17 protein-coding genes are annotated in these 24,733 nt (G+C 40.5%); 6 read left to right on the top strand and 11 right to left on the bottom strand.

Annotation, left to right across the window (positions count from 1 at the left end; genetic code table 11):
• Positions 1–47: 47 nt before the first annotated feature.
• The 4 genes from O3611_RS00290 to O3611_RS00305 form a co-directional block, all read right to left on the bottom strand.
• On the bottom strand, positions 48–8,096 hold the full coding sequence (locus tag O3611_RS00290; protein ID WP_371607444.1) for an SIALI-17 repeat-containing surface protein: 8,049 nt from the start codon (positions 8,094–8,096) through the stop codon (positions 48–50).
• 237 nt (positions 8,097–8,333) lie between these two features.
• Complete coding sequence (locus O3611_RS00295) at positions 8,334–9,188, bottom strand: bifunctional methylenetetrahydrofolate dehydrogenase/methenyltetrahydrofolate cyclohydrolase (RefSeq protein ID WP_371607445.1); 855 nt, start codon at positions 9,186–9,188, stop codon at positions 8,334–8,336.
• A gap of 132 nt (positions 9,189–9,320) precedes the next feature.
• The gene (locus O3611_RS00300; protein WP_045762888.1) at positions 9,321–10,055 is read right to left on the bottom strand and encodes an amino acid ABC transporter ATP-binding protein; all 735 of its coding nucleotides are present in this window, start codon (positions 10,053–10,055) and stop codon (positions 9,321–9,323) included.
• Complete coding sequence (locus O3611_RS00305) at positions 10,055–10,738, bottom strand: amino acid ABC transporter permease (protein WP_075231557.1); 684 nt, start codon at positions 10,736–10,738, stop codon at positions 10,055–10,057. Before O3611_RS00305 ends, O3611_RS00300 begins: the two co-directional genes overlap by 1 nt.
• Before the next feature lie 196 nt (positions 10,739–10,934).
• Between O3611_RS00305 and O3611_RS00310 the strand changes: the two genes are divergently transcribed.
• The 5 genes from O3611_RS00310 (at position 10,935) to O3611_RS00330 (ending at position 16,356) form a co-directional block, all read left to right on the top strand.
• Entirely contained in the window at positions 10,935–11,165 is a 231-nt protein-coding gene (locus O3611_RS00310) for a DUF1797 family protein (RefSeq protein ID WP_000443576.1), read from the top strand.
• A 533-nt stretch (positions 11,166–11,698) separates the two neighbouring features.
• Positions 11,699–13,951 (top strand): AAA family ATPase, encoded by a 2,253-nt coding sequence (locus O3611_RS00315; RefSeq protein WP_371607446.1) that lies wholly within the window; start codon positions 11,699–11,701, stop codon positions 13,949–13,951.
• Between the two features lie 88 nt (positions 13,952–14,039).
• On the top strand, positions 14,040–14,489 hold the full coding sequence (locus O3611_RS00320) for an NUDIX hydrolase (RefSeq protein ID WP_371607447.1): 450 nt from the start codon (positions 14,040–14,042) through the stop codon (positions 14,487–14,489).
• A gap of 63 nt (positions 14,490–14,552) precedes the next feature.
• The gene (locus O3611_RS00325; protein ID WP_049528781.1) at positions 14,553–14,852 is read left to right on the top strand and encodes a DUF1827 family protein; all 300 of its coding nucleotides are present in this window, start codon (positions 14,553–14,555) and stop codon (positions 14,850–14,852) included.
• 118 nt (positions 14,853–14,970) lie between these two features.
• Positions 14,971–16,356 carry an IS1182 family transposase gene (locus O3611_RS00330; protein WP_371607448.1) on the top strand — a complete coding sequence of 462 codons (1,386 nt, stop codon included), beginning with the start codon at positions 14,971–14,973 and terminating at the stop codon, positions 16,354–16,356.
• Between the two features lie 128 nt (positions 16,357–16,484).
• Here the strand turns inward: O3611_RS00330 and metK are convergent, their stop codons facing one another.
• The gene (metK, locus tag O3611_RS00335) at positions 16,485–17,675 is read right to left on the bottom strand and encodes a methionine adenosyltransferase (RefSeq protein ID WP_000003967.1); all 1,191 of its coding nucleotides are present in this window, start codon (positions 17,673–17,675) and stop codon (positions 16,485–16,487) included.
• A gap of 236 nt (positions 17,676–17,911) precedes the next feature.
• Positions 17,912–18,610 (bottom strand): GntR family transcriptional regulator, encoded by a 699-nt coding sequence (locus tag O3611_RS00340; RefSeq protein ID WP_371607449.1) that lies wholly within the window; start codon positions 18,608–18,610, stop codon positions 17,912–17,914.
• Positions 18,611–18,750: 140 nt separating this feature from the next.
• Between O3611_RS00340 and guaA the strand changes: the two genes are divergently transcribed.
• Complete coding sequence (guaA, locus tag O3611_RS00345) at positions 18,751–20,313, top strand: glutamine-hydrolyzing GMP synthase (RefSeq protein ID WP_371607450.1); 1,563 nt, start codon at positions 18,751–18,753, stop codon at positions 20,311–20,313.
• A 70-nt stretch (positions 20,314–20,383) separates the two neighbouring features.
• Here guaA and O3611_RS00350 read toward each other — a convergent pair whose 3' ends face one another.
• The 5 genes from O3611_RS00350 to O3611_RS00370 form a co-directional block, all read right to left on the bottom strand.
• Positions 20,384–20,584, bottom strand: coding sequence for a hypothetical protein (locus tag O3611_RS00350; RefSeq protein WP_316599594.1), 201 nt, complete (start codon positions 20,582–20,584; stop codon positions 20,384–20,386).
• 182 nt (positions 20,585–20,766) lie between these two features.
• Entirely contained in the window at positions 20,767–22,110 is a 1,344-nt protein-coding gene (locus tag O3611_RS00355) for a DEAD/DEAH box helicase (RefSeq protein WP_371607451.1), read from the bottom strand.
• 156 nt (positions 22,111–22,266) lie between these two features.
• The gene (locus O3611_RS00360) at positions 22,267–22,962 is read right to left on the bottom strand and encodes an alpha/beta hydrolase-fold protein (protein WP_075231219.1); all 696 of its coding nucleotides are present in this window, start codon (positions 22,960–22,962) and stop codon (positions 22,267–22,269) included.
• Positions 22,943–23,953: an ABC transporter substrate-binding protein gene (locus tag O3611_RS00365; RefSeq protein ID WP_371607452.1), complete on the bottom strand. Its 1,011-nt coding sequence runs from the start codon at positions 23,951–23,953 to the stop codon at positions 22,943–22,945. Before O3611_RS00365 ends, O3611_RS00360 begins: the two co-directional genes overlap by 20 nt.
• Before the next feature lie 23 nt (positions 23,954–23,976).
• Positions 23,977–24,732, bottom strand: coding sequence for an ABC transporter ATP-binding protein (locus O3611_RS00370; protein WP_371607453.1), 756 nt, complete (start codon positions 24,730–24,732; stop codon positions 23,977–23,979).
• Position 24,733: the final 1 nt, after the last annotated feature.

Genomic DNA, 24,733 nt, shown 5'->3' on the forward strand with positions numbered 1-24,733 from the left:
TAGTCCAAGTATTTCTACAATCAATCAGCAATGTAGAGTTCCAAACTCTATTTTTCTTTACGTTTAACAGTTAGTAGAGCTACTGATAAAACAAGACTGAGACTTGCTAGGAAGGCAGCTGTATCAGATCGACTTTCACCTGTTTCTGGAAGTCTTGCTGCACTTGCTTTTCCTGGATTATTTCCAGAAACCTCCCCATGAGCTTGTTCTACTGGTTCTTGGTTTTGTTCTTTATAGACAATCGCATAAAGTCCTAGATCTTTGGTGACAAATTCAACTGTGTCACCTACAAGCGTCACCTTTTGAACCTGCAAGCCTTGATCTAAGCTCATGTGATAAACTCCTTGAACCTGACCCTTAACTGGTAATCTCACTAGGACAGCACCTTTTGGATCAACCATTTGGCTATCTTTATCCAGCAATTTCACTTGATAAGCATCGTAGTGTTTGACAGCTAATTCTTGGCGTAGAACCTTTTGAACTTGAAGCTTGAGATTAGCATCCAAGTCTTGAGATAGTCCTGCTACCAATACTCCAGTTTCCTTATCAGATAAGATTTGAACCTCTTCGGCTGGTTTTTCCACACTTGGAGCTGGATCATTTCCCACTGTAGCCAATGTTCCTGTATATTCTGGTAATTCATTCTTAGCGGCTTCTACCGCGTTAACCCCACCATCAAATTCTGGGACTTCTACCACTGGAGCTGGTGCGTCGCCTACTGTGCCGATTACATCTGTGTATTCTGGCAACTCATGCTTAGCGGCTTCTACTGCATTGACACCATCTGAAAATTCTGGGACTTCTACTACTGGAGCTGGTTCGTCACCTACTGTGCCGATTGCTTCTGTGTATTCTGGCAACTCATTCTTAGCCGCTTCTACTGCATTGACACCACCTTCAAATTCTGGCACTTCTACTACTGGAGCTGGTTCGTCGCCTACTGTGCCGATTGCTTCTGTGTACTCTGGCAACTCATTTTTAGCGGCTTCTACTGCATTGACACCACCTTCAAATTCTGGCACTTCTACTACTGGAGCTGGTTCGTTGCCTACTGTGCCGATTGCTTCTGTGTATTCTGGCAACTCGTTTTTAGCGGCTTCTACTGCATTGACTCCGCCCTCAAATTCTGGCACTTCTACTACAGGAGCTGGTTCGTCGCCTACTGTGCCGATTGCTTCTGTGTATTCTGGCAATTCATTCTTAGCGGCTTCTAGAGCATTGACGCCACCTGTAAATTCTGGGACTTCATTCTTAGCTGCCTCTACTGCATTGACACCACCCTTGAATTCTGGGATTTCTACTACTGGAGCTGGCTCATCGCCTACTGTGCCAACTGCCTCTGTGTATTCTGGCAACTCGTTTTTAGCGGCTTCTATTGCATTGACGCCGCCCTCAAATTCTGGAACTTCTACGACTGGAGCTGGCTCGTCACCTTTGCTAGTAGTAATGACAGGTTTGACCTTAACTTCAACAATTCGATCTTGCGCCTCAGTCGTATCTGTATGAACAGTTGTACGGTTAGATCCTAAGACTTCAACATAATCAACTCTTTCACCGTTCTTACCTTCTGAGATTACACGACGTTCATCTTGATCTAAATCATTGTTTTCACGTATGATTTCTTTAAATAGAATTGGAGTCTTCACAACTTCTAGACTTGGTCGTTCGAGAACAGGACTTTGGTCGCCTTCTTCAGGAACTATACGGTGACTAGGTTTGAAGTGAATACGATATTCCTTGACAAGACTACCATCCTTAGCAAGAAGACGGACAAGAGTAGGAAGGTTATCCTGACTAGACTCAACAACCGTTGTCACACCGTGACCACTTGCTTGAGCAGTCACCTGTGGTTTAGTTCCATTTAAGTTCACTGTATAATCTGAAACCTCAGGATCAAAGTTTTCTAATGCTTTTCCAGCAACCGAAATGGATACTGAAGGAGTTTCCTCATCTCTTACTTTAGCAGGAGAGTAAGCACTAAATTCGACCATTGCTAGACCATTAGTTGTAGATTTACGAGTCATGCGTGCTCGAATAGCTGTTGTCTGAATCGGATCAAAGGTAAATTCGATTGGTTTACCAGCCACGATTTCTCCAGATGCTTTATAAGGAATTTCTTGCCAGTTTTCTGCTTTATTAAATGGATGATCCGCATTTTCTTCATAACGAGAAATGGTACTTGGTTCTGTATAGGCAGGCCCAACATATCTTTCTAATACCATTGTCGCTGGTGTGTCTGTTCCACTGTCTTTAAAGAACTGAATAGCTACTTTTCCAACAGACTGAGGTGTAATCTGACCATTCTTCTTAAAGAGAATTCCCACAGAAGTTTCTTGGTCTTTCGGAGTTCGAGACCAGTTAGTCCAACGTCCATCCTCGTTAAAGTGACCATCGTTGATATAGAAAATTTTATCCCGAGAAGCTGCTTGTGTATCATTTGTAGTAGACGCAAAGGCTTTAGAATCTGTCGCATTATTGCTTGGATTTTCTGAGATAACTTGATTACCTTTTGTAACAACTGTTACTTGCATCTTGGTTGTTAAGTCTGTTCCTAGAACATGACCAAGCACTTCAAAGTTACCTTCTTGGGCAGTCGCATGTTCTGGAATTGCATCCCATTGGACAGCAAGTTTAGCTTTAACCCAGCCATCTTGTGATGGATAGTAGACTGTTACTTCGGCAGGCAATTGAAGTTGATCGCCAACATTCAAGGTCTGGGCACTATTTTCCGCAGCTACTGGTTGTGTTGACTCTTTTTCGTCATCACGGAAGATACGATATTCTTTAAGAACAGTTCCATCCTCAGCTTTCAAAATAAGACGTGTCGCACCTTTTTCACTTGTTGCAGGAACAACCGTTACCAAACCGTTGTTGCTGGCTGTGGCAGTGATTTCCTTGCTTGTTTGAGGAATATAATAATCTGTCTTAGATGGATTGAAATGTTCGAGCTTCTTACCATCTACTTGGATAGAAATTTCTGAGCTGGTAGCACTTGGAACCTTACTTCCTAAAATAGTGATTTCTGTCAAACCGACACCAGCAGTTCCATCTGCCTTCTTCATACGCATACGAACAGCATAAGTTTCAACCTTGTCAAATGTAAAGTGGTTTGTTTGACCTGCAGATAATTGTCCAGGAGCGTGAAGATTTTCTACAGCCTTCCAGTTGGCAGCATTGTTGAATGGATGCTTGGTATCTCCTTGAGCATGATTGACATCGTTTGGAAGATCTGGAACTTCTTGACCAACATAATATTCGATGACATATTCTTTTGGAAATCCGATAGCTCCGTCTGTGTAGAAATCAACGGATAGATTGTCGACAAAGCGTTTAGTCAAATCTCCTGAATTACCAAACAAGATAGACGCCCAATCATTATCTGTGCCTGTTTGCCATGTAGTCCATCGATTCTTAACATCTGTAGGCGTTCTTGACACAGTCAAGTCGTTCAAAGTATTCGCCGAATCATCACCACCCGTATTGGATACAATAGCAGCTGGCAATTGAGAACCAGTCCACTGTTTAGAGATATTATTTCCAGCAACAACTTGACTAGAAACACGGACATGGGCCTTGGTAGTTAGATGGCTACCCACTAATTGACCCTTGATTTCATAGATGCCTTCAGTCTGACTAAAGTTTTCAGGAACCTTATCCCAAAGGACATCTTTATAGACAGTTGTTCCATTAGAATGATAAGCACGAACACTAGCAGGTAATTGAACAGTTTCACCCTTAGGAAGAGTGAGGCTGATTTCTTCTGCAACCTGCAAACCTTCAACAGTTACATTTGCTACAGCTTCAATATCTGTACCTTCGACATGACCTTTAAGGGTAAAGCTATGATAGTAACCAAGTTCTTTGGCATCTACCTTGTCCCAAGTTACAGTTACCTTACGAGGCAAGCCCTTATCAAATTCTGCTCCGATTTGATCAGGCAAATTCGGTTGCTGATTGATATCTGTAGAGATAGAAACAGGATGTAGTTTGACAATTTTCTTGTCTACTGTATTTTCTTTTATCACAAGTTCAGTTGCTACAGACTGAGTCTTATCAGTTTGATTGTCAATACGAGGAGTGAGGGTTACGCTACCTTTCTTGTAAAGAAGTAAGTTCTGACCATTCACCTCAAGATGTCCACCATCAGCTGACTTAGCTTCCAAATGGATATCTGACGCTGAAAATTCAGTTTGTGAACCATCTTCGTAGTGCCCAATGACATGATAAGGGAGAACTTGGTCTTCTGTTGCAGTCTCTTTTCCTTCAACGCTTACTTCCAAGCGTGTCAAGGCAGGCGCTTCTTTCACAAATTGAATCAAGTAAGTTTGAACCAATTCACCCTTTTGGTCACTCAAAAATACAGAAGCCTGATAATCATTAGCTGCTGAAGCTTGTTGAACTGTAACCTGATAGCCTCTTGTCTGTGCTCCAACACTTGGGATTTTAGCAGTATAAGGAAGGGATACTCGATAATAGGTCTTTCCAGACTCAAAGTTTTCAAGAACCTTATCACCAACAGTGAGACCTGTAACAGTACTTTCTGTTTCCTTATCACTTGCGATAAAGGTTGCCGTCACCTCATAGTCATTGCCTTCCAATTTACCTGTTGCTTCAGTACGTCCACCTTCTTTTGTCAAGGCAGATGGATCTTTCAAGGTCCAAGAAACGACATTCGCATCAACCAAGTTACCATCTGACAAAACAGCCGTTACCGTTTTATCCAAATCTTCTGCTGCTGTTCCCACTGGGACAGTCGCAACTTTAGGCAACCACTTATCGAGTGCAACCACCTTAACAAGGGCTTCAGCCTTGGCTTCGAGTCCTTCCACACTACCAAGGACTTTTTTCTCACCAGCACTTGAAAGGAGATCTTCTGGGATGTCCCAAGTCACAGCTTTTTCTTCGACACTACCATCGCTATAAATAGCTGTCACAGTCTCTGGCAATTTTGGATCCTCGCTGACATCAGTTCTTGCCTTAACTGGAGCATAGGCTACAAAGTGACGATTTTCTTTCTTGCCTGAAACGGTTGTGACTGTTGCCTGATCTGAAGCCAAGCCTGCAGAATCCGCATAAAGAGTGAATTTACCTTCTTTTTCAGTAGATTTTACAATGACAACACCTTTACCATTGAAGGCTTTTCTTTGCCATGTACCATCTTTCTGAGCCTTATAACGTTCACGGCTAGCTTGTTCCCCATTGTCCACACCAACGATTTGGCCTTGGCCATGAAGATTGAAATGAACAAGATTATTGGCAGTTGGTACAACATTGCCGTCTTCATCAACGATTTCATAATGGATATAAGACAAATCTTTGCCATCTGCAGTGATGACATGCTCTTCCTTGGTGAGACGAACTCTAGCTGGCTCCCCTGCTGTTGTCACACTATCACGCGCAATCTCTTTACCATTTTCATCACGAGCAATAGCAGTTAAGGTACCTGGTTTATAGTCCACCAACCACTCAAGATATAATTCACTTGGTTTAGCTCCCTCGTGATAAGGGCGACCATCTTCAGTTGTTTTCTTAACAAATTCTTTCTTACCGAGGGACTCATTGTTCAAGAACAATTCTACACTAGCGGCATTTGAGAAGGTCCGAACTGGAACCTTACCATTGACCAGCATATTACGTTCCTTGAGCGTTTCTTCAGTCCAATTCCAGTGAGGCATGATACGAACAGTTGGTTTTTCTTCGGCACTATACCATTCACTACGATAGAGATAGAAATCATTCTTAGGCAAGCCCGCCGTATCAATGATACCAAAATAAGAGCTTTTTACTGGTGTATTATCTTGGTTATGCCATGGTGTAGGTTCACCGATATAGTCAAAACCAGTCCAGATGAACTGACCTGCATAGCCAGCACGATCACGGTCAAAAGTCCAAGATTCAGTAGCTGTTCTACCCCAGGCTACACGGTCATTACCATAGTCTGATTGTTCATAGTGACGATTTGGGCGATTGTCGTGCCAGAGTAAATGAGCAGGATCAAAATAAGAATCTCGAGTTCGAGTCGCTGAAGAGGTTTCAGAACCATAAATCAACCAATCTGGATGGGCTTTACGAACTGCATCATAATTCCGTTCCCCATAGTTCATACCAACAGCATCCATGATTGCTGCTAATTCTAAGAACAAGCCGCTTGATCTACGACTGAATTTGTTTTCACCCATGGTCACATAGCGTTCTGTATCGATTGCTTTGATGATGGCTTTCAAACGCTTGGCTGTTTCTAGCGAACGCTCACCACCATCTGCTTCATCAACTTCGTTACCGAGTGACCACATAACGATAGATGGATTATTTTTATCACGTTCAACCATGGTTCTAAGGTCAAAATCAGACCACTTCTCACCCTTCTTAGCTTCTGGGTGAGTTGCATCTTGGTCAAAGAAACGTCCATAGTCATACGTTTTCTTGCCACGATACCAAGTATCAAAGGCTTCTTCTTGAACCAAAAGTCCTAGACTTGCCGCAGCATCAAGCAACTGTGGACTTGCTGGATTGTGGGTTGTACGGATAGAGTTAACTCCCATATCTTTCAGAAGTTTTAATTTACGGTAGGTTGCCTTATAGTTTTCTTCTGCCCCCAAGGCACCGTTATCATGGTGGATACTAACTCCATGGAATTTCATTCTCTCACCGTTCAAAGAGAATCCTTCTTTGGCTGTCCAGTTAAAATAACGATAACCAAAAGTATCTTCTGTTACATCAACTAGTTGACCTTCTTTATAAACCTTGGTTTTCAGAACATAGAGCTGAGGATGATAGCTTTTGGTTGTCCAGAGGGTTGGCTTATTAACCAAAATCGTTTGCTTAAAGTCAGCTGTCTCATTTCCTGCTAGGCTCTTAGTTACAGAACGAACCAAATCTGAAACTGCCTTACCTTCCTTAGTAAAAATCTGTTGCTCTACAAATACCTTAGCTAGAGTCTTGGCAGTATTTTTGATCTTGCTTTGAATTTGTGTTTCAACATTGCCATCTTTTTGTTCAGCTAGTTTTGGAGTTGTGATATGATTTCCATTTTCAGCTACCTGCACCTTGTCGCGATAGCTTAAAGTCACATCGCGATAGATACCACTTCCTGAGTACCAACGACTACTTGGTTGCTTATTGGTAACTTGGACAGCAATGGTATTTTCACTACCATCTTTATTTAAAAATTCAGTAATATCGTATGAAAAATGATTGTAACCACTTGGATAATGACCCACAAATTTACCATTTACATAGACCTTAGAGTCCATGTAGACACCATCAAAGTTGATCCGAACATCCTTGTCCTTGGCAGCTTCGTCAACCGTGAAGGTCTTACGATACCAGGCAGTACCCCCGTTTAATTGACCACCCTCATTTCGAGCAGGAGACTTGTGATCAAAATCAAAATAGATACTCCAGTCATGAGGAAGGTTCAACTTAGACCAGTCATGAACATCCACATCTTTCTTAGAAAAGTCACCCTGAGCGTTTAGTTTAAAATACCAGTCTTTGTTGAAATTTTGTTTTCTTTCTTCAAGGAGCTGATTTTCTTTTTCCTTTTCTTTTGTGGCTTGAGGTGATTCACTTGCAGAAGCTTTTTCTTCCTTGCTTTTATCGTCCGTTACAGGTTTATTCTGGTTAGTTGTATCTGTATGTTCTTCTCGAACTACTGGCTTTTCAGCACTTGCTTCTGAAACTGTAGACTCTTTCCCATTCGCTTCAGCAGCAGGTTTTTCAGTTTTTTCAACTTTGTCTTCTTTAGGGCTGACTACTTCTGCTTCCTTTTCTTCCTTAGGACTTGTTGCCTCAGTCACCTTTTCTTCAGTTGCTGGTTTTACGGATTCAACCGTATCATTTCCTTCTTCTTCAGTAGCGGAATCTTGTGGGCCATTTTGCTCAGCTTTTGCAATGGCTACAGCAACCTCATCTGGAAGCTTATCTAAAGGTTGAACTTGATGAATCGTTTCCTCGCTGGGACTTGCTATTTCGGTTTCAGCTGCTTGAGCCACCTGAAGACCAAATATACTAGCTCCAATCATAACTGAAGCCGCACCAATGGCAAATTTACGAATACTATAATGACACCGTTTTTCAAAAAATCTCTTATCCATTATTGTTCCTTTCCAATATTCTAGTAAGCGATTACATTTTACTCCAAAAAATAAACCTCCCTCTAGACGCTTACTTATTTTATCCATATAAACATTGATGCTTTTAATATATCAAAATAGTAGAGTTTTTTCAATAATTTGTAGAAGTTTTACTGTAATTTTATTAAAAGAAGTGCAAGAAAAAACAAGTTCATTTTTTAGAACTTGTTTCTTCACTATATAAAATCAATGCTTGTATTATCTATCCAAACTACGCAATGCAGCCTGATAAGTCTGCTCCATCAGCATGGTAATGGTCATAGGCCCAACTCCACCAGGTACAGGTGTGATATGGCTAGTGATTGGCGCAACAGCATCATAGTCAACATCGCCACAGAGCTTGCCATTTTCATCTCGGTTCATCCCCACATCAATGACAACTGCTCCAGGTTTGACAAAGTCAGCAGTCACAAACTTAGCACGACCGATTGCTACGACAAGAATATCCGCCTTAGAAGCTACCTTGGCAAGATTGTGTGTTCGTGAGTGGGTCAAGGTTACAGTTGCATTCTTAGCTAATAACAACTGGGCCATTGGTTTACCGACAATATTAGAACGACCAATGACAACTGCATTCTTACCTTCTAGTTCAATCCCATACTCGTGAAACATTTCCATGATGCCAGCTGGAGTTGAAGGGATCATAACTGGATGACCAGACCAAAGGCGCCCCATGTTGAGCGGATGAAAACCATCCACGTCCTTTTCTGGATCAATAGCCAATAAAACAGCTTCTTCATCGATGTGTTTTGGTAATGGTAACTGCACCAAAATACCATGCCAAGCTGGATCTTGATTGTATTTGGCAATCAAATCCAACAATTCCTCTTGGGTAATGGTTTCAGGAACTCGCACAACTTCACTTTGGAAACCTGCAGCTATCGCTGAACGTTCCTTGTTACGAACGTAAACCTGACTGGCTGGATTGTCCCCAACCAAAATAACCACCAAACCAGGCACCAAACCTGTCTCTTCCTTCAATTTCGCAGTCTTTTCAGCCAATTGTCCTTGTAGCTTGGCTGCTAAAGCCTTGCCATCAATAATCTGTGTCATGTGTTTTCTCTTTTCTAACAAATATCTTCTATTATATCAAAAAAACACTTGTCCCTCTAACACTTCTTACCTAAGAGACCTTATAGTCTGAAACTATAAGAAAAAGCCCACTTGGAGCTTTTCATGATATTCTTACAAAACCTTACTCAAGAAATCCTTGGTTCTTTGTTCTTGGGTTTGTTCAAAGACTTGCTCTGGAGTTCCATCTTCGACAACAACACCGTCAGCCATAAAGATGACACGGTCTGCCACTTCACGCGCAAAGCCCATCTCATGCGTCACGATGACCATGGTCATTCCTGACTTAGCAAGTTCTTGCATAACCGCTAGTACTTCCCCTACCATTTCTGGGTCTAGGGCAGAAGTCGGTTCATCAAAGAGTAGGACATCTGGTTCCATGGCAAGACCACGAGCAATAGCGATACGTTGTTGCTGCCCACCAGACAAACTTTGTGGATAAGCATCTGCCTTATCTGGTAAACCAACCTTTTCCAAGAGCTCATGCGCTCTCTTCTCAGCAACTTCCTTACTTTCTCCTTTGGTCTTGATAGGAGAAAGCGTGATGTTATCCTTCACTGTCATATTAGGGAAGAGATTGAACTGTTGGAAAACCATTCCCATCTTTTCACGCATGGCAAAGAGGTCATTTTTCTTATCTGTAATGTCTACTCCTTCAAAGATAACCTTTCCTTTTGTCGCTTCTTCAAGGAGATTCATAGAGCGAAGGAGGGTTGACTTACCGCTCCCAGATGGTCCGATAATCACCACAACTTCCCCTTTTTTGATTTCAAGATCAATCCCTTTTAAAACTTCATTCTTCCCAAAGTTTTTATGAAGGTTTTCAATTTTTATAAGCGTTTCAGTCATTATTTTTTCTCTCCTTGTCCCATACGATTTTCAAAAGCTTTCAAGGCTAGTGTCAAGATAGAGGTCATAATCAAGTAGTAAAAGGCTGCAAATAAGAGTGGAGTTAAAGGCAAGTAGGTGGTTGTTGACACCGTAGTAGCTCCATTCCACAATTCCATGACACCGATTGCTGACAAGAGTGAACTATCCTTGATAATGGTAATAAACTCATTCCCCAAGGCTGGCAAGATATTCTTGATAGCCTGTGGCAAGATGACATAGCGCATGGCATTTTTAGGACGAATCCCTAGAGAGTAAGCCGCCTCTAATTGTCCTTTAGGTACTGCATTGATACCAGCACGAACTGTTTCTGATACATAGGCACCACTATTCATAGAGATAATGATAATACCTGGAATCAAACGTGAAAAATCAACTCCCAAAACTCCAATCTGAATTGTCGGAGCATTGATATGCATAAGAGCAAAAGCAATCATGATCTGTACCATCATAGGTGTTCCACGGAAAATCCAAATATAAACATTGGCAAGCCAAGATATGGGCTTTATTTTAGAACGTTGAGCAAAAGCCAAGACTACCCCTAAAATTGTCCCAAAAAAGACAACCAAAACAGAGATCAAGACTGTTACAAGAGCACCATAGTTAAAATATGGCAGATATTTAGGTAAAAAAGAAAAATTCATAAATCCACTACTTTCTAATTTCTAACTTAAAACTTGTATGAGTATAACATGTTTTGAATAAAAATTCAATCTTTTTCCTTTCATTTTCAATAAAATTTCAAAGAAAACAGAAATAGCGAGAAATCTTAGTTTTTTCTAGTCAAGTGGATACTCTTTATGGTAAAATAGTAACGATAAGAAATGGAGGAGAATCAAAATGGAATCACATTTGGTTAGAATCATCAACCGCCTAGAAGCAATGACAAAAGATGGTGGTAACTTAAAACGTAACTTTGAACGCGAGGGAGTTGTTGTAGCTGAAGTTGCTTTTAACCATGATGAAGAAAATGGCCCAATCTTTACACTTCGTGATGTTGAAGCTCGTGAAACATATACTTTTGACAGCATCGACTTGATTGCGATGGAAATTTACGAACTTCTATACTAATAATAGATATACAGAGGTTGGGACAAAAGATCCCGACCTCACTTTTTATTAGCAATCAAACTTTGACGCGGTAGCTGATTGGACTTTTCGTTCGTCTTTTAGACTCCCAAAACTCCTAATCATCTTCGCGGGGCTGGGACTACGAAATCGAGACTTTGTCTATCGATTTCTGTCCCACCGCCTTTCACCAACGAGAATCCTTTTTGCATGACAAATTGGATTTTTTTCTTATACTCAAGACTTAACTATATTTAAGCGAACTCAATGAAAAATCAAAAATTAGCTAGAAGTAGCTCTTAATTTTACTTTTAAATTAGAAAAAACTGATGCGATCCGTAAAAAGACTAACTCAAGTGATGCTGACCTAGTTTAAAAGATTTAAAAAACATTAGCACTCTATCGTTAAAAGTGCTAATACCCAATCTTTTTACTTGAATTGACCAATAATCATGATATAATGAAACTATACAGTCATTTGACTATTTTTGACCTTTCAGATTTAGTCAGTGCTAAGAAAGAAATGAGGTGGCGGTATGCTCTGTCAAAACTGCAAAATCAATGACTCAACAATCCATCTTTATACCAATCTCAATGGTCAACAAAAGCAAATCGATCTCTGTCAAAATTGCTACAAAATTATCAAAACTGATCCTAACAATAGCTTATTTAAAGGAATTACAGATTTAAACAACCGTGATTTTGATCCCTTTGGAGACTTCTTTAACGATCTCAACAACTTTAGACCTTCTTCTAATAACAACAATATCCCCCCAACCCAGTCAGGCGGCGGTTACGGTGGTAATGGTGGTTACGGCCCTCAAAATCGTGAACCAGTTCAAACTCCCCCACCTAGCCAAGAAAAAGGACTTTTGGAAGAATACGGTATCAATGTAACTGAGATTGCTCGTCGTGGAAATGTTGACCCTGTTATCGGTCGTGACGAGGAAATCATCCGCGTCATTGAAATTCTTAACCGTAGAACAAAAAACAACCCAGTCCTTATTGGAGAACCTGGTGTTGGTAAGACCGCTGTTGTTGAAGGCTTAGCTCAAAAAATTGTAGACGGTGATGTCCCTCATAAACTGCAAGGGAAAGAAGTTATTCGCTTAGATGTCGTTAGTCTTGTCCAAGGCACAGGTATTCGTGGTCAGTTTGAAGAACGCATGCAAAAACTCATGGAGGAAATTCGCAAACGCGATGATATCATCCTCTTCATTGACGAGATTCATGAGATTGTTGGAGCTGGTTCTGCAGGAGATGGCAATATGGATGCAGGAAATATCCTCAAACCAGCTCTTGCACGTGGCGAACTCCAACTGGTTGGTGCTACTACCCTCAATGAATATCGCATCATCGAAAAAGATGCTGCCCTTGAGCGCCGTATGCAACCTGTTAAAGTTGATGAACCAACCGTTGAAGAAACCATTATTATCCTGAAAGGTATCCAAAAGAAATACGAAGATTACCACCACGTTCATTATACTGACGGCGCTATCGAAGCAGCTGCTACTCTTTCAAACCGCTACATCCAAGACCGTTTCTTGCCAGACAAGGCCATTGATCTTCTAGATGAAGCTGGTTCAAAAATGAACTTAACCTTGAATTTTGTAGATCCTAAGGTCATCGACCAACGCTTAATCGAAGCAGAAAATCTTAAAACTCAGGCAACTCGTGATGAAGACTTTGAAAAAGCGGCCTACTTCCGTGATCAGATTGCCAAGTATAAGGAAATGCAAAAAACCAAGGTAACGGATCAGGATACCCCAATCATCAGTGAAAAAACAATTGAACACATCATCGAACAAAAGACCAATATCCCAGTTGGTGATCTCAAAGAAAAAGAACAGTCTCAACTTATCAATCTAGCAGATGACCTCAAGGCTCATGTTATTGGCCAAGACGATGCTGTAGATAAGATTGCTAAGGCTATCCGTCGTAACCGTGTTGGTCTTGGTTCTCCAAATCGTCCAATTGGTAGCTTCCTCTTTGTTGGTCCTACAGGTGTCGGTAAAACAGAACTTTCTAAACAACTGGCCATCGAACTCTTTGGTTCTGCTGATAGTATGATTCGCTTTGATATGAGCGAATACATGGAAAAACACAGCGTTGCTAAACTCGTTGGTGCCCCTCCGGGATACGTAGGTTATGATGAAGCTGGACAATTGACTGAAAAAGTTCGTCGTAACCCCTACTCACTGATCCTCCTAGACGAGGTTGAAAAAGCCCATCCAGATGTCATGCATATGTTCCTTCAGGTCTTAGATGACGGGCGCTTAACGGATGGTCAAGGTCGTACTGTTAGCTTTAAAGACGCCATCATTATCATGACCTCAAATGCAGGTACAGGTAAGGCAGAAGCTAGTGTTGGATTTGGTGCTGCTAGAGAAGGCCGTACTAACTCTGTCCTTGGGGAATTAGGCAACTTCTTTAGTCCAGAATTTATGAACCGTTTTGATGGCATTATCGAATTCAAGGCTCTCAGCAAGGAAAATCTCCTTCAAATCGTTGACCTCATGTTAGATGATGTCAATAAACGACTCTCAAGTAATAACATCCATTTAGATGTGACAGATAAGGTTAAAGAGAAACTCGTAGACCTTGGTTATGATCCAAAAATGGGAGCTCGCCCGCTCCGTCGTACAATCCAAGATTATATCGAAGATGCGATTACAGACTATTACCTTGAAAATCCAAGCGAGAAAAACCTCAAAGCCGTCATGACTAGCAATGGTAAAATCATGATTAAATCAAAAAATAAATTGGAAACAGTTGACTCAAATGACTAATTCCACATACTAAAAGAATGTTCTTACTTGACAGTAAGAGCATTCTTTACTATTATAGTAAGAAAGCGCACACATAAAGGAGAAATTTATGACAAATCCAACCTTTGGAGAAAAAAAAGAGGGCGTAACCTACAAGACTCGCTACGGTGTTTATGCAGTCATTCCTGATTCAAAACATGAAAAGATTATCCTCGTTCAAGCTCCAAATGGTGCTTGGTTCTTGCCAGGTGGCGAAATCGAAGAAGGTGAAGACCACTTTGAAGCTCTCAAACGAGAATTGATTGAAGAATTAGGCTTTACGGCTGAAATCGGTAGCTATTATGGTCAGGCTGACGAATATTTTTATTCTAGCCATCGCGATACTCACTACTACAATCCAGCCTATCTCTACGAAGCAACTTCTTTCCAAGAAGTTCAAAAACCCTTGGAAGACTTCAATCATCTAGCCTGGTTCCCAATTGATGAAGCTATTGCTATCCTCAAACGTGGAAGTCATAAATGGGCTATCGAATCTTGGAAAAAACAACATCAAATTTAAGTTAACTTTCCCAATTTTTCCAAAAAGTGCTATAATAGACATAGAAACTCAGGAGGAAACCCTATGAAGCTCATCAACACTACTAATTCACACTCGCAACTTGTTAAAAGTCAGTTAGAAAGCACCGATGCAACACTTGTAGAGGTTTATTCTGCGGGTAATACAGATGTTATTTTTACCCAGGCACCGCTTCATTACGAAATCCTCATTTCAAATAAACATCGCGCTATCCGCGAAAAAGAGATGGAGAAAATCCAAGAATTTTTCTTAAATCGTAAGATTGACAAGCAAAATATCGATGAAGCTAATATCAAGACCCTCTACTCTGAAAAATTGATTGAAATCTCAATCCCAACAAAATAAAAATCAGTTTAACAACTGATTCAGATAGAAGACAAAGTCCTTGGAACTAAAGTTTCTAAGGGCTTTTCTTTGTGTAAAGTCGTATAATAGAGGTAAGAAGAGTTGTGAGGTGTTCCCTATGTTTCACAAAGAAAAACCTGATTATAATCGTAAGCAATATGGTTTCTATACAATAGACGAATTGGTCCCTAAAGATCACTTTCTTCGACAAGTTGATTCAAAAGTTGATTTTGACTTTATTTATGATTTGGTAGAAGATACCTATAGTCCAAATAACGGTCGTCCTAGTCTTGATCCCGTCATGTTAGTCAAAATTCCTTTGATTAAATGTTTTTATGGTATCCGTTCCATGCGCCAAACTATGAAAGAGATTGAAGTAAACGTGGCCTATCGTTGGTTTCTCGGACTAACTTTAGATGATAAGGTTCCTCATTTTACTACCTATGGGAAAAATTACAGTCGTCGTTTTCAAGATAAAGAACTCATTTCTGAGATTTTTTCCCAAGTTCTCAATCAAGCTTTGTATGCAGGTTTAATTGATCCTTCTGAAATATTTGTGGATGGTACCCATATCAAAGCAGCGGCTAATAGTCACAAGTATCGTAAGGAAATGGTAGAGCAACAAGCTAAATTTATGAGTGAACAATTGGCAGTTGAGATTGATTTAGATCGGAAAAAACACGCAAAAAAGTCCTTAAAGCCCGCAAAAGAAAGTGAGGCTAAGGAAAAGAAAATCTCAACAACAGATCCCGAGTGTGGTTGGTTTCACAAGGGCGAACACAAGGAAGTATTTGCCTATTCTGCCCAAGTTGCTTGTGATAAGCATGGTTGGGCCTTATCTTATACGGTTGAAGCAGGAAATGTTCATGACAGTCAGGCTTTCCCTGCCTTATTTTCAAAGTTAGAGCCTTTCTCCCCACGCTATATAATTGCGGATTCAGGCTACAAAACCCCAACTATTGCTCATTATTTATTAGAACGTAATATCATTCCTGTCTTCCCTTATACTCGTCCAAAGGGAGTAAAGGGGAACTTAAGACCTAGTCAGTTTGTTTATGATGCAAGTGATGATTGTTATGTCTGTCCAGAAAATCAAGTATTAAACTATCGCACTACCACTCGAGAAGGCTACCGTGAGTATAAGAGTAATCCCAAAGTATGTGTTGCCTGTCCTTTATTATCCGTTTGTACCCACAGCCAAAATCATCAAAAAGTAGTAACGAGACATGTCTGGAAAGATGCCCTTGAATTTTGTGAGGAGATTCGTCACCAAAGAGAAATGAAAGAACTCTATAAGAAGCGCAAAGAAACAATTGAACGGCTCTTTGGGACGGCTAAGGAGTACCATAATTTAAGATACACTAGAGAGAAAGGAAAGTCCAAAATGGAGGATCAGGTTGGGCTTACTTTGGCATGCTTAAATATCAAAAAACTGGTGAAATGGATAGAGAATATCCCTTTTTATTTTGTTCTAAATCCGATTTTTGAATGGAATATCAGATGATGAGACAACATATTTTTGAAAACAGAAAAATACAAACGCCAAAAATGACGTTTGTCTTCGTTCTGAATCAGTTTAACAACTGATTTTATATGCAAAAAGATTGGTAGTTGTACCAATCTTTTTTAATATTATTTAACTGCTTCTTTCAAGGCGTCAACCTTATCCAAGCGTTCCCATGGAAGATCGATATCTGTACGTCCCATGTGTCCATAAGCCGCTGTTTGACGGTAGATTGGACGTTTGAGATCAAGCATTTGGATGATTCCTGCTGGACGAAGGTCAAAGATTTGACGCGCTGCTTTTTCAAGCTTGCTTTCAGCTACTGTTCCAGTACCGAAGGTATCGATACGAACAGATACAGGTTGGGCTACACCAATGGCATAAGCCAATTGAACTTCTGCTTTCTTAGCCAGACCTGCAGCAACGATGTTTTTGGCAATGTAGCGAGCTGCATAAGAAGCTGAACGGTCAACCTTAGTCGCATCCTTACCAGAGAAGGCACCACCACCGTGACGTGAGTAACCACCATAAGTATCCACGATAATCTTACGACCAGTCAAACCTGAGTCTCCTTGAGGTCCTCCGATAACGAAACGACCTGTTGGATTGATGAAGAATTTAGTTTCGTCGTCAAGATAAGAAGCTGGAATCACTTCTTTGATAACCTTGTTAATCACATCTTCATGGATTTGTTCATTGCTAACTTCTGGATCGTGTTGAGTTGAAATAACGACTGTATCCACGCGCACTGGCTGGTCATTTTCATCATATTCAACAGTGACTTGAGATTTGGCATCTGGACGAAGATAGCTAATTTCACCAGATTTGCGGAGCTCTGCCAAACGACGAACCAACTTGTGGCTGAGTGAGATTGGCAATGGCATGAGTTCTTCAGTTTCATTAACCGCAAAACCAAACATGAGACCTTGGTCTCCAGCTCCAATCAAATCAAGTGGATCTTGATCTGCGTTTCCACGAACTTCCAAGGCTTCATTAACCCCTTGGGCGATATCAGGAGATTGCTCTACCAATGATGGATGAACTCCTACTGTTTCAGCTGAGAATCCATACTCAGTGTTGGTATAGCCAATCTCTGCAATCGTATCACGTACCACACGGTTAATATCTACATAGGCATTGGTTGAAATTTCACCAAAAACATGAACTGAACCAGTATAAACAGCTGTTTCAGCAGCAACGTGGGCTTCTGGATCTTGCTCTAAAATAGCATCCAAGATAGCATCTGAAATTTGGTCTGCAATCTTATCTGGATGCCCCTCAGATACAGATTCAGACGTGAATAATTTACGTTCTGACATAAAAATGTCCCCCCTTAAAAAATATTCGTTATAGAGTTACAAAGTACTGGTAGAGAATCGATAAACGACCTTCACTACCACCTTATCGGGACCATATAACCTAACTATTATAACACGAATCTTTGAAAAATACTCGTATGATTACTATTTTTCTCAGAAGGAAAATATTTTCTAATCCAAACCAAATAAAAAACTCTTAAAGTAGATCTGATTTTACTTCAAGAGTATTGTTAAAACTAATTATTTTCTAGATAAAACTCAAAACGTTCTCCGACGTATTGGCTCTTTACATACTCGAAAGCTGTACCATCATCAAAGTAAGAAACTTGAGTAAGCCCTAAAATTGCATGCCCCTTTTCCACTTCCAGATAATGAGCAATTTTTTCCTTGGCTAAGCGAGCATATATAGTCTGGTGAGATTTACCAATCCGATAACCATGTTTCTGCAAGGTTTGAAAGAAGTGCTTGGTTACTTCTTCTTTCTTAAATTTTTTGATAAATTTCTCAGGAATAGAAGCTACCTCGTAGACTACAGGAACTTGATCTGCATAACGAACACGTTCCATCCGGATAATATTTTCAGTGGCCTTGATCCCTAATTTTTCAACTTCTTGCTCATTAGGGATCGTTCGACGATAGGAAATCAGATGACTCGATGGTGTTTTACCCTGAGCTTTTACAATCTCCGTAAAACTAGTTGTCCCACGCATTTTTTCCTGAACACGAGTACTAGAAACAAAGGTCCCACTGCCCACACGACGCTCCAAGACCCCCTCCTCGACTAAAAGGGAGATGGCTTGACGCAGAGTCATACGGCTAACTTCAAATTCCTCAGCTAAATCTCGCTCACTTGGAAGTCTTTCCCCAATTTTCCAACTTCCCTCATCAATGTCTTTCTTGATTTGGTCGTGGATTTTCATATAAGCTGGTAACATGCTTGATCACTTCTTTTCTTTATTTTTTCCATTGTACCCTATCTCATAGGGAAAAGTCAAACCGCACTTGTTTGGTTGGTAATTCTAACCCTTTTATGATAGAATATTCAAGAAGATATTTCTTTTAAGAAAGGGAAAAGATGAGCAACATTTCAACTGATTTGCAAGATGTCGAAAAGATCATCGTACTGGACTATGGTAGCCAGTACAATCAACTCATCTCACGTCGTATCCGTGAGATTGGTGTCTTTTCAGAACTAAAAAGTCACAAGATTTCGGCTGACGAAGTCCGCGCTATCAATCCTATCGGGATTGTACTTTCAGGTGGTCCAAACTCTGTTTATGAAGAAGGATCATTTGATATTGATTCAGAGATTTTTGAACTTGGAATTCCAATTTTAGGAATCTGCTACGGTATGCAGCTATTGACTCACAAGCTTGGTGGTAAGGTTGTTCCTGCAGGCGATGCTGGTAACCGTGAATACGGTCAATCAACATTGACTCACACAGAATCAGCTCTTTTTGCGGGTACTCCAGATGAGCAACTGGTCTTGATGAGCCATGGGGATGCTGTTACAGAAATTCCTGCTGATTTTGTCCGTACTGGAACTTCTGCTGACTGTCCTTACGCATCTATTGAAAATCCAGACAAGAAAATCTATGGTATCCAATTCCACCCTGAAGTTCGCCACTCAGTACACGGTTATGATATCCTCCGTAACTTTGCCTTGAACATCTGTGGTGCCAAAGGCGACTGGACAATGGATAACTTCATCGAGATGCAAATCAAACAAATCCGTGAGAAAGTTGGAGACAAACGTGTTCTCCTAGGACTTTCTGGTGGTGTTGACTCTTCTGTTGTTGGGGTTCTTCTCCAAAAAGCCATCGGGGATCAATTAATCTGTATTTTTGTAGACCACGGTCTTCTCCGTAAAGGGGAAGCTGATCAAGTTATGGATATGCTTGGTGGTAAGTTTGGTTTGAATATCGTTAAAGCAGATGCTGCTAAACGTTTCTTGGATAAACTTGCTAGTGTATCTGATCCTGAACAAAAACGTAAGATTATCGGTAACGAGTTTGTCTATGTCTTTGATGATGAAGCAAGCAAGCTAACAGACGTGAAATTCCTTGCTCAAGGAACTCTTTATACTGACGTGATTGAGTCTGGTACGGATACTGCTCAAACCATCAAGTCTCACCACAACGTTGGTGGACTTCCAGAAGACATGCAGTTTGAACTTATCGAGCCACTCAACACTCTTTACAAAGATGAAGTTCGTGCCCTTGGTACAGAACTTGGTATGCCAGACCACATCGTGTGGCGCCAACCATTCCCAGGACCAGGACTTGCTATCCGTGTCATGGGAGAAATCACTGAAGAAAAACTTGAAACAGTTCGTGAATCAGACGCTATCCTTCGTGAAGAAATCGCTAAAGCTGGCCTTGACCGCGACATCTGGCAATACTTCACTGTTAACACTGGCGTTCGTTCAGTAGGTGTTATGGGAGATGGCCGTACTTACGACTACACCATCGCTATCCGTGCTATCACTTCTATCGATGGAATGACTGCAGACTTCGCTAAGATTCCTTGGGAAGTTCTCCAGAAAATATCAGTTCGTATCGTAAACGAAGTCGACCACGTTAACCGCATCGTCTACGATATTACAAGTAAACCACCTGCAACTGTTGAGTGGGAGTAAAATCATAATATTAAAGTCTAAAATCCCATCAGAGAATTTCTGATGGGATTTTAATATTTCATGATAATTCTTACCAGAAAAACTTTCGATAAATTCTAGCAATCGTTAAAAAGATAGCATAAAGTATGCCTAAGATAGTTAAAACTATTTTTCCAGTACTCACTTCTGAACCGATGACCAATATATGAAAGAGAGGAGCGAGACCAGTACACACATATATCAAATAAACAATAACATTTATTTCACCAATCCCAGCAATAAAGTCTTTCATTTTTATTTTCATTTACCTTCTCCAATAATCTACTTTTAATTTAAGTATATTATAAACTTCAGAAATTTAAAAGAATGATCTGATTAAATTTTAAGTTTTTAACATCATCTACTTATGAATTCTGACAATCCAGATGTAGAACTATCCAAAACAGTAAAACCACTGGTTCTACTGTTTCATTTTTAAAATGTTTGACGTTTTGCCTTACGCTCTGCACGTCCACGGGCACGACTTTCAGCACGCTTGGTTTTACGGCGTTTTTCATCGACAGCCCACTGGATTTTTTTCTTATAGCCTGGCTTGACTTTTTTCTTTTTCTTTTTAACCAAGCCAATCATTTCGATGTCCAGTTTTTCCTGTTTCTTCTCACGATTAGCACGGCGGTCACGGTCATAAGTATCTTGGAACTCCCCGTCTTTAACCATCTTAGGAGTAAACTTGATTCCTAGTTTTTCCAACTCACGAATATCTGAGTCATCACTAGGCTGATAGAGGGTAATAGCTGTTCCTGGTAGACCATTACGTCCAGTTCGTCCAACACGGTGAACAAAGAAGGATAAGTCTTGAGGAATGGCATCATTAATAACGTGGCTGACACCTTCGATGTCAATCCCACGCGCAGCCAGGTCAGTTGCTACGATATACTCAAAATCAAGATTTTTGACCTGATTCATGATCCGTTTACGTTCACGAGGAGCAATATCCCCATGAATCTTAGCAACCTTCAAGCCTTGGGCTGTTAAGTATGTATGCAATTCATCTGCCCGTGTCTTAGTATTGACAAAAATCATGGCTAAGTATGGCTGCATGACTTGAGTCAACTCATAAATCTGAGCGTTCTTGTCTCGTCCCTTGGTCGAAATCAACCAGTTATCAATGGTATCTGAGATAACTGTTTTGTTCTTGATTTTTTCCATAACTGGATTAGACAAGTATTTTTTCAAGAATGGTTGCAGTTTTTGTGGGATAGTCGCTGAAAAGACCATAAACTGTAAGTCTTTCGAAAGACTTCCTGCAATCTTATCAACTGTTTCCAAGAATCCCATATCCAAGGTCATGTCAGCTTCATCGACTACAAAGGTCTTAGCCTTGTGGATAGCCAAATCGCCTGATTTTACCAAATCATAGATACGACCTGGTGTTCCGATGACGATATGGGGCTGATTGCTGGCAAGTTTTTCAATCTGACGCGCCTTGTCTGTACCCCCAACATAGTTAACGACACGTACTTCTACATCCGAGTGGCCTGCAATTTGACGAGCAGCTTGATAAATCTGTGTTGCTAACTCACGACTCGGAGCTGTGATAACTGCCTGCACGCTATCGCTCTCTTCATCCAACTGTTGGAAAATTGGAAGCAAGAAGGTATGAGTTTTCCCTGAACCTGTTTTTGATTCACCAACCAAGTCACGACCTGCCAGGACAATAGGAATTAACTTATCTTGCACCTCTGTTGGAGTGGTAAACTTCAACTCCTCCAAGGCTTCTTCTATATATTTTTTAAACTTAAATTTCGTAAATGACATAATATCCTCGATTCTATCTATCTACTCATTATACCACATTTTGATGCATTTCAGTTAAACTTTCGGTTTAGATAAACCCACGGAAATTTCAAAACATACCCGATTAAAGATAAGGAAAATACTCTCTGTCCATCATGAACAAAGAGTACTAGATTTTTACGTAAGCTTCCACTCTTTCGTTAGCCAATCACAAAAATGTTGATAGCGTTGGTCGAGAGCTTCATGATGCCCATAAGCATCAAAGGTGGAATAAGCTGAGGGAACTTTCTCTGAAATTAGATTATGAATATCACTTGCAAAAAGGGGAGCCTTAGACAGACGATTGGAATGATTGGCACCTTCTGTCTGACCATTTTGCAGATAAATCAGGCTTTGGCTCTGCATCAAGGTATGTTCCCTGCAAAAATCTGTAAAGTCTGGATACCAGAAAGAACCACAGATAGAAAAGATACAGGTCACAGGAAGATTATTGCTATAGAGACTATAGACAGCAGCAAGCCCCCCCAGCGAATAGCCACCATAAGCAATCCTACTTTCATCAATCAAGTAGTCTTTCTTTAGAATTTTTAAAATTCCTTGAAAGAGCTTTTGATGGTAGTCGTCTACCTTCCCACCAAAGTCTGGTGCCCCTTCTTTCAATGCATCAGACTGCCAGGGTGTAAAGTCATTCAAGCGATTTTCTGGAATCAAACCCACCAAAATTACAGATTGAGATAGGTCTGACAAATAGTCTAGTTCCCCATCATTTAAAAGCACAACTGGATAGGCTTGTTGAGGATCATAGTTTGAAGGAAGGCTGACCCTAACCTGAATCCCTTCCCAGTTAAACTCCTTATTTCTTGATAAAGTCATTGATTTTTTCAAGTGAATCAATTACTGCTGGACCGTAGTCCATCAACTCATCGTAAGAGATGGTCATGATTTTTTGATTCTTGATTGCTGGGACATTTTCCAAAACAGCATTTGCCTTCATCAAATCCACTGCTTTTTCATCCAACTTTTGATTGCGGTCGCTGGTTACATAGATAATCAACTCTGGATCCATTGATACTAGATTTTCCAAGGTCAAACCAGATGTTCCTGTTGCGACATTGGTATAACCAAGTTGGTTGAGCAAACTTTCTTGTAGGGCTGACTTGTAAGCACCAAAGGTTTCGTCATTGTAGGCCACCATAATCAAAGCCTTTTTCTTTTCACCTTGTGTTTCTGGGTTGGCTTTTTTAACCGCATCGATTTTAGCTTGTAATTGTTCGGCATATTGGTTAGCCTTGTCTTGGACATTGAAAATGGTACCAAGATTTTTCACATCTTCTACAATATTTCCTAAATCTTGTTGGATAGTTGAAAGTGAAGCTTTTTGCGTATAAACAGGGATTTTGTTTTCGTTCCAAGCACTAATAGTTCCCATTGACTTTTCAGAGAACATCATGTTGCGTCCCATCAAGGCATCAGGTTCATAAGAAAGAACTGTTTCTTGTGAGACAGATTTTTTATCGCCAATGTGGGGGATAGCTTCAATGGCTTCCTTGTATTTACCAGTTACAGCATTATCAGGATTGAGCATACCGGCAATTTTATCCTTCAAACCGAGTTCAAGTAGGATTTCAGTTGTTGAAAGATTGTTGGTGATGACCTTTTCAGGTGCCTTTTCAAAGACTTGTTCGACTTCATTTCCTTTAGCATCATACGTTTTGATGGTTACGGGATAGCTGGTTTCTGTAGTAGCTTTTTGACTAGCTTCTGTTGTAGCTGGTGCCGTTGCTGTTTCTTTAGATGCGTTACCACAAGCTACCAAAGATAAGGTAGCTACTGTTACGAGCAAAATACTGAGTGATTTTTTCATGTTTTTCTTTTCCTTTTTAATATTTATAAATAGTGAATCATGGCTTGCTGATCTTCTGTCCAAGTTACCTTACTTTGAACGCCATAGACAGCCTGCAATGACTCGGGTGTGATGGTCTCTTTTGGAGTCCCTTGGTAAACAATCTCCCCTTCTTTCATTAGATAGAGATAGTCTGAATAGCGACAAGCCAGCTGAATATCATGCAAGACAGCTAGCACATTGATCTGAAGATTTTTGACAATGGTCAATAAGTCTAGCTGATACTTGATATCCAAATGATTGGTCGGTTCATCTAAGAGCAAGAGGGTCGGCTCTTGGGCCAAGGCGCGTGCCAATAAAACCCGTTGTTTCTCTCCTCCTGACAAAGAAGAGTAGAGTCGATTTCTCTTTTCAAGCAGATCTACCTTGACCAAAGCATCCTCAACCAAGGCAAAGTCTTTTTCTTTTTCCTTTTGTAAGAAAGAGAGATGGGGCGTTCTACCCAGCATAACAATTTCTTCAACCGTGCAATCAAACTGGAGTTGATTAAACTGCGTGATGACGGCCATCTGTTTTGCCGTTTCCTTAACGCTCATTTGGTCCAAGGGTTTCCCATCAAGGGAAATCAGGCCCTGATCAGGCTTTTCCTGTCGATAGAGGAGTTTCAGTAGGCTTGTTTTCCCACTGCCATTGGGTCCTAAAATAGTATGAAATTGGTTGCCCTCAAGTTTAAGTGAGACTCCTTTAAGAATCTTTTTTTCTCCGATTCCAAAGTGAATGTCCTGACACATTAAGTCCATA

The sequence above is a fragment of the Streptococcus sp. 27098_8_91 genome, from assembly GCF_041432385.1.
Lineage (GTDB): Bacteria > Bacillota > Bacilli > Lactobacillales > Streptococcaceae > Streptococcus.

Excerpts from the sequence above, each read along its gene's own strand:
- O3611_RS00305 (WP_075231557.1), bottom strand. The coding sequence starts at position 10,738 with ATGAATTTTTCTTTTTTACCTAAATATCTGCCATATTTTAACTATGGT.
- O3611_RS00325 (WP_049528781.1), top strand. The coding sequence starts at position 14,553 with ATGAAGCTCATCAACACTACTAATTCACACTCGCAACTTGTTAAAAGT.
- O3611_RS00360 (WP_075231219.1), bottom strand. The coding sequence starts at position 22,962 with ATGACTTTATCAAGAAATAAGGAGTTTAACTGGGAAGGGATTCAGGTT.
- O3611_RS00320 (WP_371607447.1), top strand. The coding sequence starts at position 14,040 with ATGACAAATCCAACCTTTGGAGAAAAAAAAGAGGGCGTAACCTACAAG.
- O3611_RS00370 (WP_371607453.1), bottom strand. The coding sequence starts at position 24,732 with ATGGACTTAATGTGTCAGGACATTCACTTTGGAATCGGAGAAAAAAAG.
- O3611_RS00355 (WP_371607451.1), bottom strand. The coding sequence starts at position 22,110 with ATGTCATTTACGAAATTTAAGTTTAAAAAATATATAGAAGAAGCCTTG.
- O3611_RS00350 (WP_316599594.1), bottom strand. The coding sequence starts at position 20,584 with ATGAAAGACTTTATTGCTGGGATTGGTGAAATAAATGTTATTGTTTAT.
- O3611_RS00310 (WP_000443576.1), top strand. The coding sequence starts at position 10,935 with ATGGAATCACATTTGGTTAGAATCATCAACCGCCTAGAAGCAATGACA.
- O3611_RS00340 (WP_371607449.1), bottom strand. The coding sequence starts at position 18,610 with ATGTTACCAGCTTATATGAAAATCCACGACCAAATCAAGAAAGACATT.
- O3611_RS00290 (WP_371607444.1), bottom strand. The coding sequence starts at position 8,096 with ATGGATAAGAGATTTTTTGAAAAACGGTGTCATTATAGTATTCGTAAA.
- metK (WP_000003967.1), bottom strand. The coding sequence starts at position 17,675 with ATGTCAGAACGTAAATTATTCACGTCTGAATCTGTATCTGAGGGGCAT.
- O3611_RS00365 (WP_371607452.1), bottom strand. The coding sequence starts at position 23,953 with ATGAAAAAATCACTCAGTATTTTGCTCGTAACAGTAGCTACCTTATCT.
- guaA (WP_371607450.1), top strand. The coding sequence starts at position 18,751 with ATGAGCAACATTTCAACTGATTTGCAAGATGTCGAAAAGATCATCGTA.
- O3611_RS00295 (WP_371607445.1), bottom strand. The coding sequence starts at position 9,188 with ATGACACAGATTATTGATGGCAAGGCTTTAGCAGCCAAGCTACAAGGA.
- O3611_RS00315 (WP_371607446.1), top strand. The coding sequence starts at position 11,699 with ATGCTCTGTCAAAACTGCAAAATCAATGACTCAACAATCCATCTTTAT.
- O3611_RS00330 (WP_371607448.1), top strand. The coding sequence starts at position 14,971 with ATGTTTCACAAAGAAAAACCTGATTATAATCGTAAGCAATATGGTTTC.
- O3611_RS00300 (WP_045762888.1), bottom strand. The coding sequence starts at position 10,055 with ATGACTGAAACGCTTATAAAAATTGAAAACCTTCATAAAAACTTTGGG.